This is a genomic window from Streptosporangium sp. NPDC000095, from assembly GCF_042899335.1.
Classification (GTDB): domain Bacteria; phylum Actinomycetota; class Actinomycetes; order Streptosporangiales; family Streptosporangiaceae; genus Streptosporangium.
Genome location: NZ_JBIAZS010000001.1, coordinates 780,083 through 799,099, shown reverse-complemented (window position 1 = coordinate 799,099; position 19,017 = coordinate 780,083). Strand labels below are relative to the sequence as shown.

Annotated in this window: 14 protein-coding genes; 13 read left to right on the top strand and 1 reads right to left on the bottom strand. The window is 71.2% G+C overall.

Annotated elements, in window-relative coordinates; genetic code table 11:
• Positions 1 to 144 precede the first annotated feature (144 nt).
• The 3 genes from araB to araA all read left to right on the top strand — a co-directional run bounded on the left by araB (position 145) and on the right by araA (position 4,119).
• The gene (gene araB, locus ACFY3V_RS03245; RefSeq protein WP_389769455.1) at positions 145 to 1,848 is read left to right on the top strand and encodes a ribulokinase; all 1,704 of its coding nucleotides are present in this window, start codon (positions 145 to 147) and stop codon (positions 1,846 to 1,848) included.
• Positions 1,849 to 1,957: 109 nt separating this feature from the next.
• Positions 1,958 to 2,626: an L-ribulose-5-phosphate 4-epimerase gene (locus ACFY3V_RS03240; RefSeq protein WP_350944266.1), complete on the top strand. Its 669-nt coding sequence runs from the start codon at positions 1,958 to 1,960 to the stop codon at positions 2,624 to 2,626.
• On the top strand, positions 2,623 to 4,119 hold the full coding sequence (araA, locus tag ACFY3V_RS03235; RefSeq protein WP_362902588.1) for an L-arabinose isomerase: 1,497 nt from the start codon (positions 2,623 to 2,625) through the stop codon (positions 4,117 to 4,119). Before ACFY3V_RS03240 ends, araA begins: the two co-directional genes overlap by 4 nt.
• 130 nt (positions 4,120 to 4,249) lie before the next feature.
• Here araA and ACFY3V_RS03230 read toward each other — a convergent pair whose 3' ends face one another.
• Positions 4,250 to 4,435: a hypothetical protein gene (locus ACFY3V_RS03230; RefSeq protein WP_362902586.1), complete on the bottom strand. Its 186-nt coding sequence runs from the start codon at positions 4,433 to 4,435 to the stop codon at positions 4,250 to 4,252.
• A gap of 447 nt (positions 4,436 to 4,882) precedes the next feature.
• On the opposite strand from ACFY3V_RS03230, the gene ACFY3V_RS03225 reads away from it, so the two are divergent.
• The 10 genes from ACFY3V_RS03225 to ACFY3V_RS03180 are packed head-to-tail and all read left to right on the top strand — an operon-like array spanning position 4,883 to position 19,004.
• Positions 4,883 to 6,559, top strand: a complete 1,677-nt coding sequence (locus ACFY3V_RS03225) for an ABC transporter substrate-binding protein (protein WP_362902584.1) — start codon at positions 4,883 to 4,885, stop codon at positions 6,557 to 6,559.
• A gap of 3 nt (positions 6,560 to 6,562) precedes the next feature.
• Positions 6,563 to 7,573 carry an ABC transporter permease gene (locus tag ACFY3V_RS03220; RefSeq protein WP_350947321.1) on the top strand — a complete coding sequence of 337 codons (1,011 nt, stop codon included), beginning with the start codon at positions 6,563 to 6,565 and terminating at the stop codon, positions 7,571 to 7,573.
• Complete coding sequence (locus ACFY3V_RS03215) at positions 7,573 to 8,418, top strand: ABC transporter permease (RefSeq protein ID WP_350947322.1); 846 nt, start codon at positions 7,573 to 7,575, stop codon at positions 8,416 to 8,418. The genes ACFY3V_RS03220 and ACFY3V_RS03215 overlap by 1 nt, the downstream gene beginning before the upstream one ends.
• Before the next feature lie 6 nt (positions 8,419 to 8,424).
• Complete coding sequence (locus ACFY3V_RS03210; protein WP_389769448.1) at positions 8,425 to 10,560, top strand: dipeptide ABC transporter ATP-binding protein; 2,136 nt, start codon at positions 8,425 to 8,427, stop codon at positions 10,558 to 10,560.
• A gap of 8 nt (positions 10,561 to 10,568) precedes the next feature.
• Positions 10,569 to 12,626: a hydantoinase/oxoprolinase family protein gene (locus tag ACFY3V_RS03205; protein WP_362902579.1), complete on the top strand. Its 2,058-nt coding sequence runs from the start codon at positions 10,569 to 10,571 to the stop codon at positions 12,624 to 12,626.
• On the top strand, positions 12,623 to 14,347 hold the full coding sequence (locus ACFY3V_RS03200; RefSeq protein WP_389769444.1) for a hydantoinase B/oxoprolinase family protein: 1,725 nt from the start codon (positions 12,623 to 12,625) through the stop codon (positions 14,345 to 14,347). Before ACFY3V_RS03205 ends, ACFY3V_RS03200 begins: the two co-directional genes overlap by 4 nt.
• The gene (locus ACFY3V_RS03195) at positions 14,340 to 16,184 is read left to right on the top strand and encodes a hydantoinase B/oxoprolinase family protein (protein WP_389769441.1); all 1,845 of its coding nucleotides are present in this window, start codon (positions 14,340 to 14,342) and stop codon (positions 16,182 to 16,184) included. The genes ACFY3V_RS03200 and ACFY3V_RS03195 overlap by 8 nt, the downstream gene beginning before the upstream one ends.
• Complete coding sequence (locus ACFY3V_RS03190; RefSeq protein WP_362902573.1) at positions 16,181 to 17,533, top strand: amidohydrolase family protein; 1,353 nt, start codon at positions 16,181 to 16,183, stop codon at positions 17,531 to 17,533. The genes ACFY3V_RS03195 and ACFY3V_RS03190 overlap by 4 nt, the downstream gene beginning before the upstream one ends.
• Positions 17,530 to 18,018, top strand: a complete 489-nt coding sequence (locus tag ACFY3V_RS03185; RefSeq protein ID WP_389769437.1) for a DUF4440 domain-containing protein — start codon at positions 17,530 to 17,532, stop codon at positions 18,016 to 18,018. Before ACFY3V_RS03190 ends, ACFY3V_RS03185 begins: the two co-directional genes overlap by 4 nt.
• Complete coding sequence (locus ACFY3V_RS03180) at positions 18,015 to 19,004, top strand: zinc-binding dehydrogenase (RefSeq protein WP_389769434.1); 990 nt, start codon at positions 18,015 to 18,017, stop codon at positions 19,002 to 19,004. The genes ACFY3V_RS03185 and ACFY3V_RS03180 overlap by 4 nt, the downstream gene beginning before the upstream one ends.
• Positions 19,005 to 19,017: the final 13 nt, after the last annotated feature.

Here is a 19,017-nt window from a genome sequence, read left to right as displayed (position 1 = left end):
CCGCACCCGGGCGTGGTTCCGCGCCCGGATCCGCGACGCCCGGGTCCGTTCCGCCACGCCTGAGCCCCGTGGATCCGGCACGGTCCCCCGTACCTGAGAACCCCCCCGAGCGAGGTCCCGCCGTCCTGATGTCCTGGAGAGAATGTGAACGCTAACAACGACCGTTACGTGGTCGGTGTCGACTTCGGCACACTGTCGGGCCGCGCCGTGGTTGTACGGGTGAGCGACGGCGCCGAGATGGGCACCGCCGTGCACGAGTACGCCCACCGGGTGATCGAGGAGCGGCTGCCGGACACCGCCGTACGCCTGGGCCCCGACTGGGCGCTGCAGTCGCCGGAGGACTGGCGGGAGGTGCTCCGCCAGGCGGTGCCCAAGGCGGTGGCGGCGGCCGGGATCGCCCCGTCGCAGGTCATCGGCCTCGGGACCGACTTCACGGCCTGCACCATACTTCCCGCCACCGCCGAGGGCACCCCGCTGTGCGAGATCGACGGGTTCGCCTCCCGCCCTCACGCGTGGCCGAAGCTGTGGAAGCACCACTCGGCGCAGTCGCACGCCGACCGGATCAACGCCGTCGCCGCACGCAGGGGAGAGGCGTGGCTGCCCCGCTACGGCGGGAAGATCTCCTCGGAGTGGGCGTTCGCCAAGGGTCTGCAGGTGCTGGAGGAGGACCCGGAGATCTACGCCCGCGCGGAGCGCTGGATCGAGGCCGCCGACTGGATCGTCTGGCAGCTCACCGGCGTGGAGACGCGCAACGTGTGCACCGCCGGGTACAAGGCCGTCTACCAGGACGGGGCCTACCCGTCCGAGGAGTTCCTCGCCGAACTCAACCCCGGCTTCACCGGTTTCACCGCCAAGCTCGGCCAAAACCCGGCCCCCCTCGGAGGGCTCGCCGGACGGCTGGACGCCCGCGCCGCCGGGTGGACGAAGCTGCCCGAGGGCATCGCGATCTCGATCGGCAACGTCGACGCGCACGTCACGGCCGCCGCCGCCGACGCCGTGCGGCCCGGCCAGATGGTGGCCATCATGGGCACCTCCACCTGCCACGTCATGTCCTCCGACGCGCTCGCCGAGGTGCCGGGCATGTGCGGGGTGGTCCGCGACGGCATCGTGCCCGGACTGTGGGGGTACGAGGCGGGCCAGTCGGGTGTCGGCGACATCTTCGGGTGGTTCGTCGAGACCTCGGTGCCCGGCTCCTACGAGCGCGAGGCGGAACAGCGCGGCCTCAGCGTGCACGACCTCCTCACCGAGCTGGCCGCGGCGCAGCGGGTGGGACAGCACGGCCTGGTGGCGCTCGACTGGCACAACGGCAACCGCTCGGTGCTGGTCGACCACAACCTCTCCGCAGTGGTGGTGGGCCAGACGCTCGCCACGAAACCCGAGGACACCTACCGGGCGCTGATCGAGGCCACCGCGTTCGGCGCCCGCACGATCGTGGAGACCTTCGAGAGCTCCGGGGTGCCGGTGACCGAGTTCGTCGCCGCGGGGGGCCTGATCAAGAACCGCTTCCTGATGCAGGTCTACGCCGACGTGCTGCGCCGCCCGATCTCGCTGATCGGCTCCGAGCAGGGCTGCGCCCTGGGGTCCGCCATCCACGCGGCGGTCGCCGCCGGGGCCTACCCCGACATCACCTCCGCCTCGGCCGTGATGGGCAGCCGGGCCGAGGCCGCCTACATCCCCGACGCCGGTCGCGCGGACGCCTACGACCGTCTGTACGCCGAGTACCGCCGCCTGCACGACCACTTCGCCGACGGGAAGATGCTGCACGGCCTGCGGGCCCTGCGCTACGAGGCGAGCACACCGGCTGGCGAGAACGAGAAGAACACGTCGACGAACGAGGAGGACGCGTGACCGGGCGCGAGGAACAACCGATCGGGCAGTCCCCGCCCCCGTGCGCGGCCGGACGTCCGGTCCCATGGGCGGCCGGGTACCCGGCCGCGTGCGAAACGGCGGTGGCCCGATGAGCGCCGTCGTCAGGAAGCTGCGGGAGACGGTGGCGGCGCTCCACCAGGAGCTGGTCCGCTACAACCTGGTCGCCTGGACCGCGGGCAACGTCTCGGGCCGGGTCCCCGGCGAGAACCTGTTCGTCATCAAGCCGTCGGGGGTGACCTACGACGCACTCACCCCCGAGTCGATCGTGGTGTGCGACCTGGACGGCGAGCTGGTCGAGGGCGAGCTGTCACCGTCCAGCGACACCGCCGCGCACGCGTACGTCTACCGGGCGATGCCGCGGGTGGGCGGGGTGGTGCACACCCACTCCACGTACGCCTCCGCCTGGGCGGCGCGGGGTGAGTCCATCCCGTGCGTGCTGACGGCGATGGCGGACGAGTTCGGCGGGGAGATCCCGGTCGGGCCGTTCGCGCTGATCGGCGGGGACGACATCGGCAAGGGAATCGTCGCCACCCTGGAGGGCCACCGCTCCCCGGCGGTGCTGATGCGCAACCACGGCGTCTTCACCATCGGCGCGGACGCCCGCGCGGCCGTCAAGGCCGCGGTGATGTGCGAGGACGTCGCCCGTACCGTGCACGTGGCCCGCCAGCTGGGCGAGCCGCTGCCGATCGCGGCAGCAGACATCGACAGTTTGTACGACCGCTACCAGAACGTCTACGGGCAAAGGAGTCCGCGGTGACCCTTCACGAGCGTGAGATCTGGTTTCTCACCGGAAGCCAGGGCCTGTACGGCGAGGACACGCTGGCCCAGGTGGCGGAACAGTCCCGGAGCATCGCCGAGCGGCTCGACGACGCGCTGACGTTCCGGGTGGTGTGGAAGCCGGTGCTGACCGACGCCGCGTCGATCCACCGGGTCTGCCTGGAGGCGAACGCCTCGGACGCCTGCGTCGGGGTGATCGCCTGGATGCACACCTTCTCCCCGGCCAAGATGTGGATCGCCGGGCTGGACGCGCTGCGCACGCCGCTGCTGCACCTGCACACCCAGGCCAACGTGGCGCTGCCGTGGAGTTCCATCGACATGGACTTCATGAACCTCAACCAGGCCGCGCACGGCGACCGCGAGTTCGGCTACATCCAGGCCCGGCTGGGCGTGGCGCGCAAGACCGTCGCCGGACACGTGAGCGACCCGGCGGTGGCGGCGCGCATCGGCGCGTGGGCGCGGGCCGCGGCCGGACGCGCGGAGCTGAGCTCGCTGCGGCTGGCCCGCTTCGGCGACAACATGCGCGACGTGGCGGTCACCGAGGGTGACAAGGTGGAGGCGCAGCTGCGTTTCGGCGTCTCGGTCAACACCTACGGCGTCAACGACCTGGTCGCCGCCGTCGACGCCGCGGCGGACTCCGACGTGGACACCCTGATCACCGAGTACGAGGACACCTACAAGGTCGCCCCCGAGCTGCGCGCCGGAGGCGAGCGCAACGACTCGCTGCGCTATGCCGCCCGCATCGAGCTGGGGCTGCGCCACTTCCTCACCGAGGGAGGCTTCGGCGCGTTCACCACCAACTTCGAGGACCTCGGCGGGCTGCGGCAGCTGCCGGGGCTCGCCGTGCAGCGGCTGATGGCCGACGGCTACGGCTTCGGCGGCGAGGGCGACTGGAAGACCTCGGTGCTGGTGCGCACCCTGAAGGTGATGTCGGCCGGCCTCGAGGGCGGCACCTCCTTCATGGAGGACTACACCTACCATCTCACCCCCGGCCAGGAGGTGATCCTGGGCGCGCACATGCTGGAGGTCTGCCCGACGATCGCCGCGGGCGTGCCCTCGTGCGAGATCCACCCGCTGAGCATCGGCGGGCGCGAGGACCCGGTCCGGCTGGTCTTCGACGCGGAACCCGGACCCGCCGTGGTGATCGGTCTGTCCGACATGGGGGACCGGTTCAGGCTGGTGGCGAACGAGATCGACGTGGTCAACCCCGCCGAGCCGCTGCCCAGCCTGCCCGTCGCCCGCGCGGTGTGGAAGCCCCGTCCGAACCTGAGCACCTCGGCCGAGGCGTGGCTCACCGCGGGAGGCCCGCACCACACCGTGCTGTCGTCCGCCCTGACCACCGAGGAGCTCACCGACCTCTCCGACATGCTCGGCGTCGAGTTGCTGGTCATCGACGCCGACACCACCGCCCGCCAGTTCGCCAAGGAGATCCGCTGGAACCAGGCGTACTACCACCTGGCGCGCGGTTTCTGATCCGGAACCCCTCTCCTCCCGTTGCCGCCGGCTTCCGGTGCCCCCGCCGCTCGCGGGGGTGCCGGAAGCCGTTGTCGTCACGGCCGCCTTCGGAGGGGATCCGTTCCGGCGCACGGGGGGCATCCGGGCGCTACGGGCGAAGCCGGTGGCCGTCGTCCACCAGGCGGGAGAGCAGGCTGAGGGTGGCCGCGCCCGCCGCGACGCCGCTGAGCACGGAGAGCGGCCAGGCCGACCCGGCCACCAGTGCGAGCGCGCAGGCCAGCACGGCGATCACGACCGCGGTGGTCACGACGAGCAGTACAGGTACGGAGAACATCGACTCACTCCCGCAGGGGGTGTCACCGGGGTTCCGGCGACACGGCGGCCGAGACCCGGATCCGGCCGGATCCGCGCTCGCCCCTACAGGTCCTGCCCGTTCTGAGAGATGTAATCATGTCTGGCGGAGGCATGTGGTCCGCGCTGTGGCCGTCTCGTCGTCCCCGTGCGGGCTCTCCGGGCGGCGCGGCCCTGCCGACAGGGTAGGAAGCGTGGGTCACAGCCGAGCGTCGTTCGTGTGAAATTCAGTGAACACAGCCACTCCTCTCGGTCGCCAGATCTCCCAATTGGCTCTCTGAGCATGGGTTTTATCTGTGAACAAGCCTTACTCCCTTGTTCACGGAACTCAGGTCTGATAGAACAAACGGCACATGTAGGTCGAGTGGGTCGTCGCTGGAACGATCCGCTCATCTCGCGGCCTAACCCTCATGGCCCCTGGAGGACTGCGATGCCCGGTTTCTCTCACCCCCACGGTCCGGGATCCCCCGCGCTGTCCCGCCGCTCGATCCTGCAGCTCGGGGGTGGGGTCGCCCTCCTCTTCGCGACCGGGTGCGCCGCGGGCACCAAGGCGGGCGACCCCGCCCCCGCGGCGAGCACCGCTCCCGGCGAGAGCGGCGCCCCCGCCGCCAGGGCGTTGCGGATCGCGGTGGGCAGCTACCTGAGCAGCTGGGACCAGGACTTCGTCGGATTCGACCTGACCGCGCTGATGCTCTACAAGAACGTCTTCCCCTACATGATCGACTACGGGGTCACCTCGGTCGGCGACGGCCAGATCCTCGACACCGAGGCGATCGCCCCGACCTTCGCCGAGTCCTTCGAACCCGACGCCGACAACAAGGTCTGGACCCTCAAGCTGCGCCAGGGCGTCAAGTTCGCGAGCGGCAACGAGATGACCGCCAACGACGTCAAGTGGTCCAAGGACCGCGCCTTCGCCGCGAAGGCGAACGTCGCCGGGGTCTACCGGCTGATCGGGCTCACCAAGGCCGACCAGGTCGAGGTGGTCGACGACTACACCGTGAAGTTCACCCAGGCCTTCCCCAGCGCCCTCACCCGGCAGATCCAGGCCATCTCGCTGTACGTCTTCGACTCCGAAGAGGCGAAGAAGCACGCCACCGACGACGACCCCTGGGCCAAGGAGTGGTTCGCCAAGAACCCCCCGACCGGCGGCTACTTCAACGTGGAGAAGGCGGTCCAGGGGCAGGAGATCCTGCTCAGCGCCAACACCGGCTACCCCGGCACCGACGGCGCAAAGAGCCCGCAGATCAGGCTCACCGTGGTGCCCGCGGCCTCCAACCAGCGCCTCCAACTGCAGAACGGCGACATCGACATCGCCTTCGGGATCGGCCAGCGCGACATCAAGGACCTCAAGACCACCGAGGGCATCAAGGTCATCTCCGCGCCGAGCAACAACCAGCTCGCCATCCAGATGTCGGTGACCACCGCCCCCTTCGACGACCCCGCGGTGCGCAAGGCGCTCGCCCAGGCCGTCCCGTACGAGCAGATCATCGCCAACGTCTACGGCGGCGACGCGCGGCCCACCAAGAGCGTCGTCCCGCTGGACATGCCCGGCTACTCCGAGACCGGCTACCCCTACACCCACGACGTCGCCAAGGCCAAGGAGACGCTGACCGCGGCGGGCAAGACCTCGATCACCTCCGAGCTGGTCTTCCAGACCGACAACGAGGAGCAGCAGCAGATCGCCGTCCTCGTGCAGAGCGAGGCGAGGAAGGCGGGCATCGAGCTGAAGCTCACCCCGCTCGACCCCGCCACACTCGCCGAGCGCAGGGAGAAGAAGAACATCCCCCTGCAGATCACCCTGGGCCAGCTCTGGGTCAACGACGTGGAGTACATGCTCGGGACCAGCTTCACCAAGGGGGCGAACCTCAACTACTCCAACTACGTCAACGACGAGATCGAGAAGATCTTCGAGGAGTCCCACACCGTCGTCGACGAGGCCGAGCGCGCCAAGCTCTGGCTGCGCGTGCAGGAGATCATGGCCGAGGACGTGCCGTGGGTCGTCGTCTGCCAGCCCAACTTCAACCTCCCCGTCAGGGAAGAGGTGCAGGGATGGGTGCAGCCGATGGACGGTCTGGCCCGGCTGCGCTACCTGAACGTCACCGGGTGATTCATGCGTGTCCTCCGGTTCCTCCTCAGGCGGCTGCTCCAGCTCGTCCCGGTGCTCCTCGGGGTGGTCGTCGTGACCTTCCTCCTCGTCAGGGTCCTGCCGGGCGACCCGATCCGTACCATCCTCGGCCCCAACGCCACGGAGGCCGACGCCGCCGCCGCGCGGGCCAGGTTCGGGCTGGACCAGCCCTTGTGGCGGCAGTTCCTCGACTACGTCGGGGGACTGTTCACCGGTGACTTCGGCACCTCGATCCAGAGCGGCACCTCCGTGGGCGCCGAGATGGCCGTGCGTATCGGTCCCACCATGGAACTCGTCGTGATCGCGCTCACCGTGGCGCTGCTGCTGGCCACGGTGCTCGGCATCTGGTCGGCGCGGAACGTGGGCCGGTTCGGCGACCACACCGTCCGCGTCGCGGCGCTCATCGGCAACTCGGTGCCCGAGTTCTGGCTCGGCCTGGTGCTCGTCCTCGTCGGCTACAGCGTGCTGGGCTGGTTCCCCGCGCCCAGCGGCCGGGTGGACCCCGACACCGACCTCAGCCTGATCACCGGCGCCGACCTGCTCGACGCCGCGCTGACGGCGAACGGCCCCGCGTTCGTCTCCGCGCTGGAGCACCTCGCGCTGCCGGTCGCCACGCTGGTGATCGCCATCGTCGCGCCGCTGCTGCGCAGCGTCCGGGCCTCCGCGCTGGAGGTGCTCGCCTCCGAGGCGTACACGGCCGCCGCCGCGCACGGACTCAAGGACCGGCTGCTGCTCCGCGGCTACCTGGTACGGGCCGCGCTGGTGCGGCTCCCCGCGCTGGCGGCCCTGGTGTTCGGCTTCTCCATCGGCTCGACCGTCCTCGTGGAGTACGTCTTCTCCTGGCAGGGCTTCGGGCAGTGGGCGCTGCGCGGCCTGCTCTACCGGGACTACCCGGTGGTGCAGGCGTCGGTGCTCGTGATCGCGCTGTTCTACGTGGTGGTGTTCCTCATCGCCGACGTCGTCCACGCGATCCTCGACCCGAGAGTGAGGATCTGATGTCGCAGCGCGTCCGGGAGGTCGGCGGGGACCGCGGTTTCGCGTCGTCCCTGATCATCGCGGGCTCCGCCATCCTGGCGCTGGTCGCCGTGGCGGTCGTGTTCGCGCCGCTGCTCAGCGCGTGGGGCCCCGAGGAGATCGACCCCCTCGCGCCCCTCGCGGCGCCGGGCGGCGCCCACCTGCTGGGCACCGACCTCAACGGCATGGACGTGTGGAGCAGGGTCCTGCACGCCGCCAGGCTCGACGTCGGCATCGCGATCGCCGCGGTCGCCGTCGCCGTGGTCGCGGGCAGCCTCGTCGGCCTCGTCGCCGGATACCGGGGCGGCTGGCCGGACGACGTGCTGATGCGAGTGCTCGACGTCTTCCAGGCGTTCCCCACCTTCATCCTCGCTCTCGCGGTGGCCGCGCTGCTCGGCGGCGGGACCGCGAACCTGATCGCGGTGATCGCGCTGGTGAACGCGCCCGCGTACGCCCGGCTGGTGCGGGCCGAGGTGCGCTCGGTGCGGGAACTGCCGTTCGTGGAGGCGTCCCGCACCTCGGGCGCCTCCTTCTGGGGGGTGCTCTGGCGGCACGTCCTGCCCAACAGCCTCACCCCGGTGCGCGTCATCGCCCCGCTGAACTGCGGCTGGGCGATGCTCACGCTCGCCGGGCTGTCCTTCCTCGGGCTCGGCGTGCCGGTGCCCACCGCCGAGTGGGGCGCCATGATCAGCCTCGGTGCCGGAGACGTCGTCGCCGGCCGGTGGTGGACCTCGGTGCCGCCCGGTCTCTTCCTGCTGATCTGCGTCCTGGGCTTCAGCCTCCTCGGTGAGGGCCTGCAGGAACGCGCCGACTCCACGAGGAGGTGACGGACGATGACACTCCTGTCGATCGAGGACCTCTCCGTCGTGATCCACCGCCCAGGACGCCGGGTCGCCGCGCTGAGCGGGGTGAACCTGACCGTCGAGCCGGGCGAGGTGGTCGGCCTGGTCGGTGAGAGCGGCGGCGGCAAGAGCATGGTGGCCCGCTCGATCGTGGGCCTGCTGCCCGGCGGCTCCCGTACGACCGGGAGGGTCCTGTTCGAGGGCACCGACGTGCTGACGATGGGCGCCGCCGAGCTGGAGTCCTTCCGCGGGCACGGCGCCGCGATCTGCTTCCAGAACCCGCGCGGCGCGCTCAGTCCCACCAGGACCGTCGGCCGCCAGCTCGTCGACCGGCTCGTCACCCACCAGGCGCTCGCCCCCGCCCCCGCGAGGGAGGTCGCCGCCGAGCTGTTCGAGTCGGTCGGCATCCGCAGCCCGAGGCGCCGCCTGGACGCCTACCCGCACGAGCTCTCCGGCGGCATGGCGCAGCGCGTCATGATCTCACTCGCCACCGGCTGCGCCCCCGGCCTGCTCATCGCCGACGAGCCCACCACCGGGCTGGACGTCACCCTCACCAGGGAGATCCTCAACCGCTTCCGGCTCGCCGCGAACGCCGAGCGGCGCGGCGTGCTGCTCATCTCCCACGACCTCGCCTCCATCGCGGAGGTCTGCGACCGCGTCGTGGTGCTGTACGCGGGGACGGTGGTGGAGAGCGGTCCGGGACCGCAGGTGCTCGACGAGCCCGCCCACCCCTACACGCGGGCGCTGCTGCGCTCGGTGCCCGACATCGACGGGCGTGCGGTGATCGCCACCCCCGGTGCGATGCCGCTGCTCTCCGAGGAGCCCTCCTCCTGCCCGTTCGTGCCGCGCTGCGCGCACGCGACGGAGCTGTGCGTGGCGGAGCGTCCGTACGCCAGGACCCTCTCCTCCGACTGGAGCGCCGCCTGCTTCCACCCCCGCTCGGGGCCGCTCGCCGAGTCGTCCGAGTCGCTCACCGGGCACCTCGACCCCCCTTCCCCATCGCCCACGGAGCCGCCCGCCCGTACGGCCGCCGTCTCGACGGGGGAGGGGACCCGCCCCGCTGAGGGAACGTCCTCCGGCGCGGGAACGCGTTCGGGGAAGAGGACGCGCTCGGTTGAGAAGACGGACTCGGGAGAGTGGACGCGCCCCGAAGAAGGGACGGGCGGGGAGGTGCTGCGCGTCGAGGACGCGCACGTCGTCTACGGTTCCCGTTTCGGAGGCGGGGGCCACCACGCCCTGCGCGGGGTCAGCCTCAGCGTCGCCGCCGGTGAGACCCTGGGCGTCGTCGGGGAGAGCGGCTGCGGCAAGAGCACCCTGGCCAGGCTGATGCTCGGGCTGGTCGCCCCTTCCACGGGGAGGGTCGAGGTGGCCGGGCGGGTCCTGTCGGAGGTGCGCGGCCGGGAGCTGCGCCGCCTGCGCACCCGGGCACAGCTGGTCTTCCAGGACCCGGTGGGTTCGCTCAGCCCCCGGCGGACCGTGCAGGACGCGATCGGCGAGCCGCTGCGCGCCGCCGGGGTGCCCGCCGCCGAGCGCGTCTCACGCGTCGCCGCGGTCCTGGAACGCATGGAACTGGACCCGTCCATCCTGGGACGGCGCCCGCACGAGCTGTCCGGCGGGCAGGCGCAGCGCGTCGGCATCGCCCGCGCGCTCGTCGGCGACCCCGACCTGATCGTCTTCGACGAGCCCACCTCGGCGCTCGACGTCACCGTGCAGGCGCAGATCCTGAAGGTGATCGCCGAGGTGAGCGGCGACCGCTCGCGCGGCAGCGTCTTCATCTCCCACGACCTGGCCACCGTTCGAGGATTCTGCGACCGCGTCGTGGTTCTCTACCTGGGGCGGATCGTCGAGGAGGGGCCGGTGGAAGAGGTCTTCGGCAACCCCCTGCACCCCTACACCCGGGCGCTGCTGTCCAGCGCCCCGAGCCTCGGCGCCGGGTACGGCGGACCGCGGGTCGAACTGACCAAGGATCTGGAGGAGGCGGACGCCGCCGCGGGCTGTGCCCTCGCGCCGCGCTGCCCCTTCGCGACCGACGAGTGCCGGCAGCAGGAACAGGAACTCCGCCCGTACGGCGCGAGCCTGGTCGCCTGCCACCGCGCCGCCGAGATCCCCGCGCTGATCGAAAGGTGACACCCGCAATGCCCGACCCCAAGCACATCCGTCTGGCCGTCGACATCGGCGGCACCTTCGTCGACGCGATGGAGCTGGACACGCGCACCCACGAGGTGCGCTTCAGGAAGGCCTCGACGACCCCGGCGCGCCCCTGGGAGGGCGTGCTCGACGCGGTCACCGCGCTCGGCACCGACCTGTCGGAGGCGGAGCTGTTCATCCACGGCACCACCCTCGGGCTCAACGCCGTCCTGGAGCGGCGCGGCGAGCCCACCGGGATCATCACCAACGACGGCTTCCGCGACATCTTCCTCATCGGCCGGGGCAACGTGCCCTCCGACCACATGTACGACTTCCAGTACGAGCGGCCCGACAGCCTCGTGCTGCGACGCCACACCGCCGGGGTGCGGGGGCGGCTCGACCACCGGGGCCGGGTGGTCGAGGAACTCGACGCCGCCGGGGTGCGGGAGGCCGCCCGCGTCCTGGTCGAGGAGCGGGGAGTGGTGTCGATCGCCGTCTGCTTCCTGCACTCCTTCCTCGACCCCTCCCACGAGCGGGAGGCCGCCCGGATCATCCGCGAGGCGTACCCCCAGGTGACGGTCTCGGTCTCCACCGACATCGTGCGGGAGTACCGCGAGTACGAGCGGACCAGCACGACCGTCCTCGACGCCTACATCCGGCCGATCTTCGAGAGGTACGTGGACCGGCTGGAGCGCGGGCTCGCCGAGCGCGGCTTCGACGGGCGATTCCTGATCATGCGCTCCGGCGGCGGCTCCATGACGTCGGCCGTGGCCAAGACCTCCCCGACGCACACCGTGCTGTCGGGCCCGGCGGGCGGCATCGTGGGCGCGGCGCACATCGCCGCCGCCCTCGGTCGCCGGGACCTTCTCACCTTCGACATCGGCGGCACCTCGCTGGACGCGTGCGTGATCGAGCACGGGTCCCCGGTGGCCGCCTACGAGGCGCAGCTGGAGCACTTCCCGCTGCTGATCCCCACCTACGACATCCGCACGATCGGCGCCGGAGGGGGCTCGATCGCGTGGCTGGAGCGGGGATTGCTGAAGGTGGGGCCGCAGAGTGCGGGTGCCGACCCCGGCCCGGTGTGTTACGGCCGGGGCGGCACCCGTCCCACCGTCACGGACGCGGCGGTCGTCCTCGGCTACGTGGACCCGGACCGTTTCCTGGCCGGGACCATGGAGCTGCGGGCCGACGCCGCCCGCGCGGCGCTCGACGAGCAGGTGGCCGGGCCACTCGGGCTCAGCCCCGAGGCGGCGGCGGCGGGCGTCTTCGACGTGCTGCTCGCCAAGACCGTCGGCGCGGTCCGGCAGATCACGGTCGAGCGGGGACACGACCCCCGGGGCTTCTCGCTGCTCGCGTTCGGCGGGGCGGGGCCGCTGCTCGCCCCGCTGCTCGCGGCGGAGATGGGCATCGGCGAGGTCATCGTGCCGTTCGCGCCCTCCGGCTTCTCCGCCTGGGGCATGCTCAGCGCCGACATCGTCGACGACTTCTCCCGTACGGTGATGGCCACCCTGGACGACGCCGACCTCGACGGGCTGGAGACGGTGTTCAAGAGCGTCGAGGCCGAGGCGGTCGCCTCCCTGGAGGCGCAGCGGGTCCCGGCGGACCGCATGGTCCTTGAGCGCCAGTTCGAGCTGCGCTACCTGGGCCAGGAGCACTCGCTCATCGTCACCACGGGCCGCGACCTCGACCGCGACGCGATCAGGCGGGCGTTCGAGGAGACCCACGCGGCGCGGTACGGGCACGCGATGGACAACCGGGTGCAGATCCTCAACCTGCGGGTGCGCGGCATCGGCCGTACCGACCGGCCCGAACTGGTGACGCGCCCGCCAGGTGACGGCGACGCGAGCCGGGCGCTGCTCGCCCACAGGGACGCCTACGACTTCGGCACCCGCGCCACGGCGTCGTTCGCTGTCTACGACCGCGCGCTGCTTGAGCCGGGCGACGCGTTCGAAGGACCCGCCCTGGTCGACGAGGGCACCTCGACCACCGTGGTCCCCTCGGGGCAGCGGGTCGAGGTCGAGGAACACGGCTACCTGCTGGTACGGCTTGTGGAGGCGACGTCATGACGGAGCGGCTGGACGGTGCTCGATCGGACGGCGCCGGGGCGGACGGTGCTCGGCTGGACGGCGCCCGGCTGGACGGCGCGACCGCCGAGGTGGTGCGCAGTTACCTGCTCGCGGCGGCGGAGGAGATGCGGGCCACGCTGATCCGCACCTCCTTCAACCCGGTGATCTACGAGGTCCACGACTTCGGCATGTCGATGTACGACGCGGACCTGCGGCTGATCGCCGAGGCCACCGGACTCACCTTCTTCCTCGGCGCCAACGACTTCTCACTCCGTAAAGGGGTGGAGTATGTCGGGCGGGAGAATCTGCGTCCCGGTGACGTGGTGCTGTTGAACTATCCGTACTGGAACGCGGCACACGCGTATGACGCGACGCTTTTCTCGCCGGTTTTCATGGGCGAGGACCTGGTGGGTTTTTTGTGTGTGCGGGCTCACTGGATGGATCTGGGGGCGAAGGATCCGGGGTATGTGCTGGATTCCACGGATATGCATCAGGAGGGGATTATCTTTCCGGGGACGAAGGTGTTCTCGGAGGGGGTGGCGAATCGGGAGATCATTGAGTTGATCCGGTTCAATTCGCGGATGCCGGATCTGGTGATCGGTGATCTGAACGCGCAGGTCGCCGCGCTGCGCACCGGCGAGCGCCGTTTCCAGGAGATCCTGGAGAAGTTCGGCCGCCCCACCGTGGAGGCGGCGGTCCAGCGGATGGTCGAGGACGGGGAGGCGCGCACCCGCGCCGCCCTCGCCGAGCTGCCGCAGGGCTCGTGGACGGCGGTCGACTGGCTGGACGACGACGGGATCACCGAGGATCCGGTCCGCATGCAGGTCACCGTCACCGTCGCCGACGGCACCTTCACCGTCGACTTCGCCGGTTCCTCGCCCGCCACCGCAGGGCCCATCAACATGCCGTTCGGCGCGACCATCGCGATCTGCAAGGTCGTCCTGAAGGCGCTCACCTCGCCCGACGAGCCGTCCAACTTCGGCACGACCGTTCCTCTTGAGGTGCGGGCCGAACCGGGCACGCTCTTCCACGCCGTCTACCCGCAGCCGACGTTCACCCTGTGGACCGGCATCGTCGCGGTCGAACTCATCCTGAAGGCGCTGGCGCAGGGCATGCCGGAGCGGCTTCCCGCCTCTTCGGGGGGTGACGTGCCGGGGTTCATGATGGTCGGGATCCATCCGGAGACCGGGCAGATGTTCGCGGTCAGCAACAACGACCCGGTCGGCTGGGGCGCGACCCCGTCCCACGACGGTATGAACGCCGCCACCCACGTCTCGGGGAGCACCGGACGCATCACACCGATCGAGGTTCTGGAGGCCAGGACCGGGATGTTTTTCGAGCGGGTGGAGATGCGTGAGGACTCCGGCGGCGCGGGACGGTTCCGGGGTGGGGTGGGTTTGCGGCGTGACATTCGTTTCGTGGTGCCGGGGGAGTTCCTGTCGGTGATCAAGAAGACGCGGTCGCGGCCGTGGGCGCTGGAGGGCGGGCTGGAGCCCGAGCCCAACCAGGTGGTGGTCTTTCCCGGCACCGAGCGTGAGCATCGGGTGAGCACGAAGCGGACCAGGGTGGAGGTCGGCGACCGGATCACGTTGCTCACGGCCGGCGGCGGTGGGCACGGGGATCCGCGCGACCGCGATCCCGACCTGGTGCGCCGCGACGTCGCCGAGGGCTACGTCTCCCCCGAGGCCGCCCGCGAGACCTACGGGATCGACGATGTCTGAGCCCGCCGCCTCCACGCCGTCCGGCCCCGCCGTCCAGGGGGCCGCGGTCTCCGACCCGTCCGGCTCCGCCGTCCCAGGGACCGCGGTCTCCGGCCCTTCCGGCCCCGCGGCCCCGGAGTCCACCGGGCCCGCCGCCTCAGGAGGGCGAAGGGCCGGTCGCGCGGGCGGCGGCCTCGGCCCGGTGGACGGCGCGACGGTCGAGGTGGTGCGCAGCCACCTCTCCTCGGTCGCAGAGGAGATGCGGGCCACGCTCGTCCGTACCGCCTTCAACCCGGTGATCTACGAGGTGTTCGACTTCGGCATCTCCGTCTACGACGCGGATCTTCGTCTCGTTGCCGAGTCGACGGGGCTGAGCCGCTTTCTCGGCGCCAACGACTATTCCATCCGTAAGGGGGTGGAGTATGTCGGGCAGGAGAATCTGCGTCCCGGTGACGTGGTGTTGTTGAACTATCCGTACTGGAACGCGGCGCATTCTTACGACGCGACGTTGTTCTCTCCGGTGTTCGTGGATGCCGATCTGGTGGGTTTCCTGTGTGTGCGGGCTCACTGGATGGATCTGGGGGCGAAGGATCCGGGGTATGTGCTGGATTCCACGGATATGCATCAGGAGGGGATTATCTTTCCGGGGACGAAGGTGTTCTCGGAGGGGGTGGCGAATCGGGAGATCATTGAGTTGATCCGGTTCAATTCGCGGATGCCGGATCTGGTGATCGGTGATCTGAACGCGCAGGTCGCCGCGCTGCGCACCGGCGAGCGCCGCCTCCGCGAGCTGTACACCCGCTACGGCGGGGACGTCGTCGCCTCCGTCGTCGAGACCGTGATCGCCGCCGCCGCCGAGTCCGCCGCCGAGGCCGTCGCCGGCCTGCCGCAGGGCTCGTGGACGGCGGTCGACTGGCTGGACGACGACGGGATCACCGAGGATCCGGTCCGCATGCAGGTCACCGTCACCGTCGCCGACGGCACCTTCACCGTCGACTTCGCCGGATCGTCCGGCGCGACCGCGGGACCGGTCAACCTCCCGTTCGGCGCGACCATCGCGACCTGCCGGGTCGCGTTCAAGGCGATCACCACGCCGACAGAGCAGACCAACGCCGGGCACTTCGCCCCGCTGGAGGTGCGGGCCGAGCCCGGCACCCTCTTCCACGCCGCCTACCCGGCGGCGACCTTCACCCAGTGGACGGGGACGGTCGCCCTGGAGCTGATCTACAAGGCGCTGGCGCAGGGCATGCCGGAGCGGCTTCCCGCCTCTTCGGGGGGTGACGTGCCGGGGTTCATGATGGTCGGGATCCATCCGGAGACCGGGCAGATGTTCGCGGTCAGCAACAACGACCCGGTCGGCTGGGGCGCGACCCCGTCCCACGACGGTATGAACGCCGCCAACCACCTGTGCCAGACCCAGGCCCGCAACACCCCCGTCGAGGTTCTGGAGGCCAGGACCGGGATGTTCTTCGAGCGGGTGGAGATGCGTGAGGACTCCGGCGGCGCGGGACGGCTGCGGGGTGGGGTGGGGTTGCGGCGTGACATTCGTTTCGTGGTGCCGGGGGAGTTCCTGTCGGTGATCAAGAAGACGCGGTCGCGGCCGTGGGCGCTGGAGGGCGGGCTGGAGCCCGAGCCCAACCAGGTGGTGGTCTTTCCCGGCACCGAGCGTGAGCATCGGGTGAGCACGAAGCGGACCAGGGTGGAGGTCGGCGACCGGATCACGTTGCTCACGGCCGGCGGCGGTGGGCACGGGGATCCGCGCGAACGCGATCCCGACCTGGTGCGCCGCGACGTCGCCGAGGGCTACGTCTCCCCCGAAGCCGCCCGCGAGATCTATGGAGCCGAGGTCGTCCGATGAACGACATGGTCAACGACGTGGTCCTGGTCAACTGCACCGTCACCGACGCCCGCGCCGCCGGTTCGGGAGGTCGTACGGCGGGCGTCCCGTTCTCGGGCGACGCTGCCATCCGGCCGGCCCGGACGACGGACGGGCGGATCGCCGACACCGCGGTCCGGACGGCGGAGGGGGAGGGGCGGATCGCCGACGCCGCGGTGTGGATCCGGGGTGACAGGATCGCGGCCGTGGGTCCTCGCGAGCGGATCCTGGAGCGGACGGGCGACGCCCAACTGCTCGACCTGGACGGCGCGTACGTCACCCCCGGCCTGGTCAACATGCACACCCACCTGTCCCTGTCGCTCCCCGGCCAGGGAGGCGACAGCGTCAAGAACATGACGGCGCACGAGCTCGCCCTCTACATGGCCGACGGCGCCCGGCGCACCCTGCACTGCGGGGTGACCACGGTGAGGTGCGTGGCCGAGAAGGACCACGCCGACTTCGCACTGCGCCGGGCGATCGAGTCGGGCCGGGCGGCCGGCCCGCGCATCTTCACCGCCGGTCGCGCCCTGGTCTGCACCGGCGGCCACGGGCACGAGGGGAGCGACACGCTGGAGTGCGACGGCGCCGACGGGTTCCGGCGCGGGGTGCGCAGCCAGATCAAGGCGGGCGCCGACCTCATCAAGATCATGATCTCGGGCGGGATCGCCGGGGAACACGAGCAGATGGACACCCCGCAGCTGTTCTCCGACGAACTGGCGGCAGCGCTGCAGACCGCGCACGCCTGGGGCCGCAAGGTCACCGCGCACGCGGGTCCGGCGGCGGTGATCGCCGAGGCCGTCGAGATGGGCCTCGACTGCGTCGAGCACGGCTACCAGCTCACCCCCGAGGTCGCGAAGAGGATGGCCGAACGCGGCACGTCCCTGGTGCCGACGCTGCTCGTCACCCGCTGCAAGGAGTTCTTCGACGAGCTCGGGGTGCCGGAGTGGATGCAGTGCCGCTCGCTCGGCGCCGGCCCCCGCCACCTGGAGAGCTATGCCATCGCCCTCGACGCGGGGGTGGACGTCCTGCTGGGCAGCGACATGCCGCCGTTCTGGGACTTCGAGGGGACGAACGCCTCGGTACGCGAGCTGGAGTGCATGTCCGAAGGCGGTCTCGGCCCGGCCGGGGCACTGTACGCGGGCACGCTCGGCCCGATCCGCTGGCTCGGCGCCGAGGCCGACCTCGGCACCGTCGAGGTCGGCAAGTACGCGGACCTCATCGCGATGGACGCCGACCCGCTCGCGGGCACCTCGGCCTTCCGCGGGGTCCGCTGGGTGATGAAGGGCGGCCGGGTCGTCCGCGACGACCGGTCGGGATGGGAGAAGCCGTGAACCCCGACTCCGAGGTGAGCACCGACCCGATGGGAGAAGCCGTGAACCCCGGCTCCGAGGTGGACGCCGACCCGATGGGAGAAGTCGTGAACACCGGTTCCGGTGCGGACGCCGATCTGATCTCGGCCGGCATCGACGACATGTACGACGCGTTCCTCGCGGCCGACCGCCACCGCTTCGACGGGCACCTGCACGACGCGGTGACCACCTGGGAGACGCACCTGCCGGGACCGCTGAGGACCCGGCGGGAACTCGACGCCTACCGCGACGAGAGGGACGGCTCGGGTGCGCGTCCCCGCCTCGCCAGGCTGGAGGCCGAGGACAAGTGGATCGACGTGTGGGAAGACACCGGCGTCGCCCGCTATGTGCTGGTCGCCCAGCCGCCGGACGGACCCGTCCAGCGCAGCCGGGTGACCGACGTGCTGCGCCGTGTCGGCGGGGACTGGCTCATCGTGCACCATCACTCAGAACTGCTCACGCCGTGAACCGGCGGCTGGTCGCCTACGAGCACGGCGAGCCCGAGGAGGTCCTCTCCCTGGCGGAGGTGCCCGAGGAGCGCGCCCCCGGCGACGGCGAGGTGCGGATCGCGGTGCGGGCCGTCGGGCTGAACTACCTCGACGTCATGCTGTGCAGGGGCACCTACCCGGTACGCCCGGATCCGCCGATGACGCCCGGCGTCGAGGCCGCGGGAACGGTGGTCGCCGCCGGGGCGGGTGCCGAGCACCTGGAGGGCAGGGCGGTCCTCGCCTGCCCCACCCTGCCGCACGGGGCCCTCGGCGACGTCGTCACCGTCGACGCCGCCCTCGTCGTGCCCTACCCGGACGGGCTCGACCCCGTCACGGTCGCGGCCCTGCCCGTCACGTACCAGACCGCGTGGTTCGCGCTGCGCAGGGCCGGGCTCGCGGCGGGGGAGACGGTGCTCGTGCACGCGGGCGCGGGAGGTGTCGGCATCGCCGCCACCCAGCTCGCGCTCGCCTTCGGGGCGCGGGTGATCTGCACGGCGGGTGGCCCGGCCAAGACCGCGCTGTGCCGGGAGAACGGTGCGGCCGAGGCGATCGACTACCTGGAGGTCGACTTCGCCGCCTCGGTGATGGACCTGACGGACGGCCACGGCGCCGACGTCGTCGTCGACCCCGTCGGCGGCGATGTCCTCGCGCGCTCGCTGGACTGCCTCGCCTTCGAGGGGCGTCTGGTGGCCGTCGGTGCGGCCGGAGGATTTCCGCCGCCGGTCGACCCGATGGCGTTCGTCGCCGCCAACGCCTCCCTGGTCGGGGTGTCGTGGGGGTCGGCGTACCCGTGGCGGAGACCCGACGCGGTGCGGGACGCCTACGAGGAGCTGTTCGCCCTGCTCGACTCGGGCGCCGTACGGCCGCTCGTGTCGCGCGTGGTGAGCCTGGCGGACACCCCCGCGGCCCTGGCCGACCTGGCCGAACGCCGTACGACAGGAAAGATCATGGTCCGGACGGGCTGAGGGAGGAAGCGGC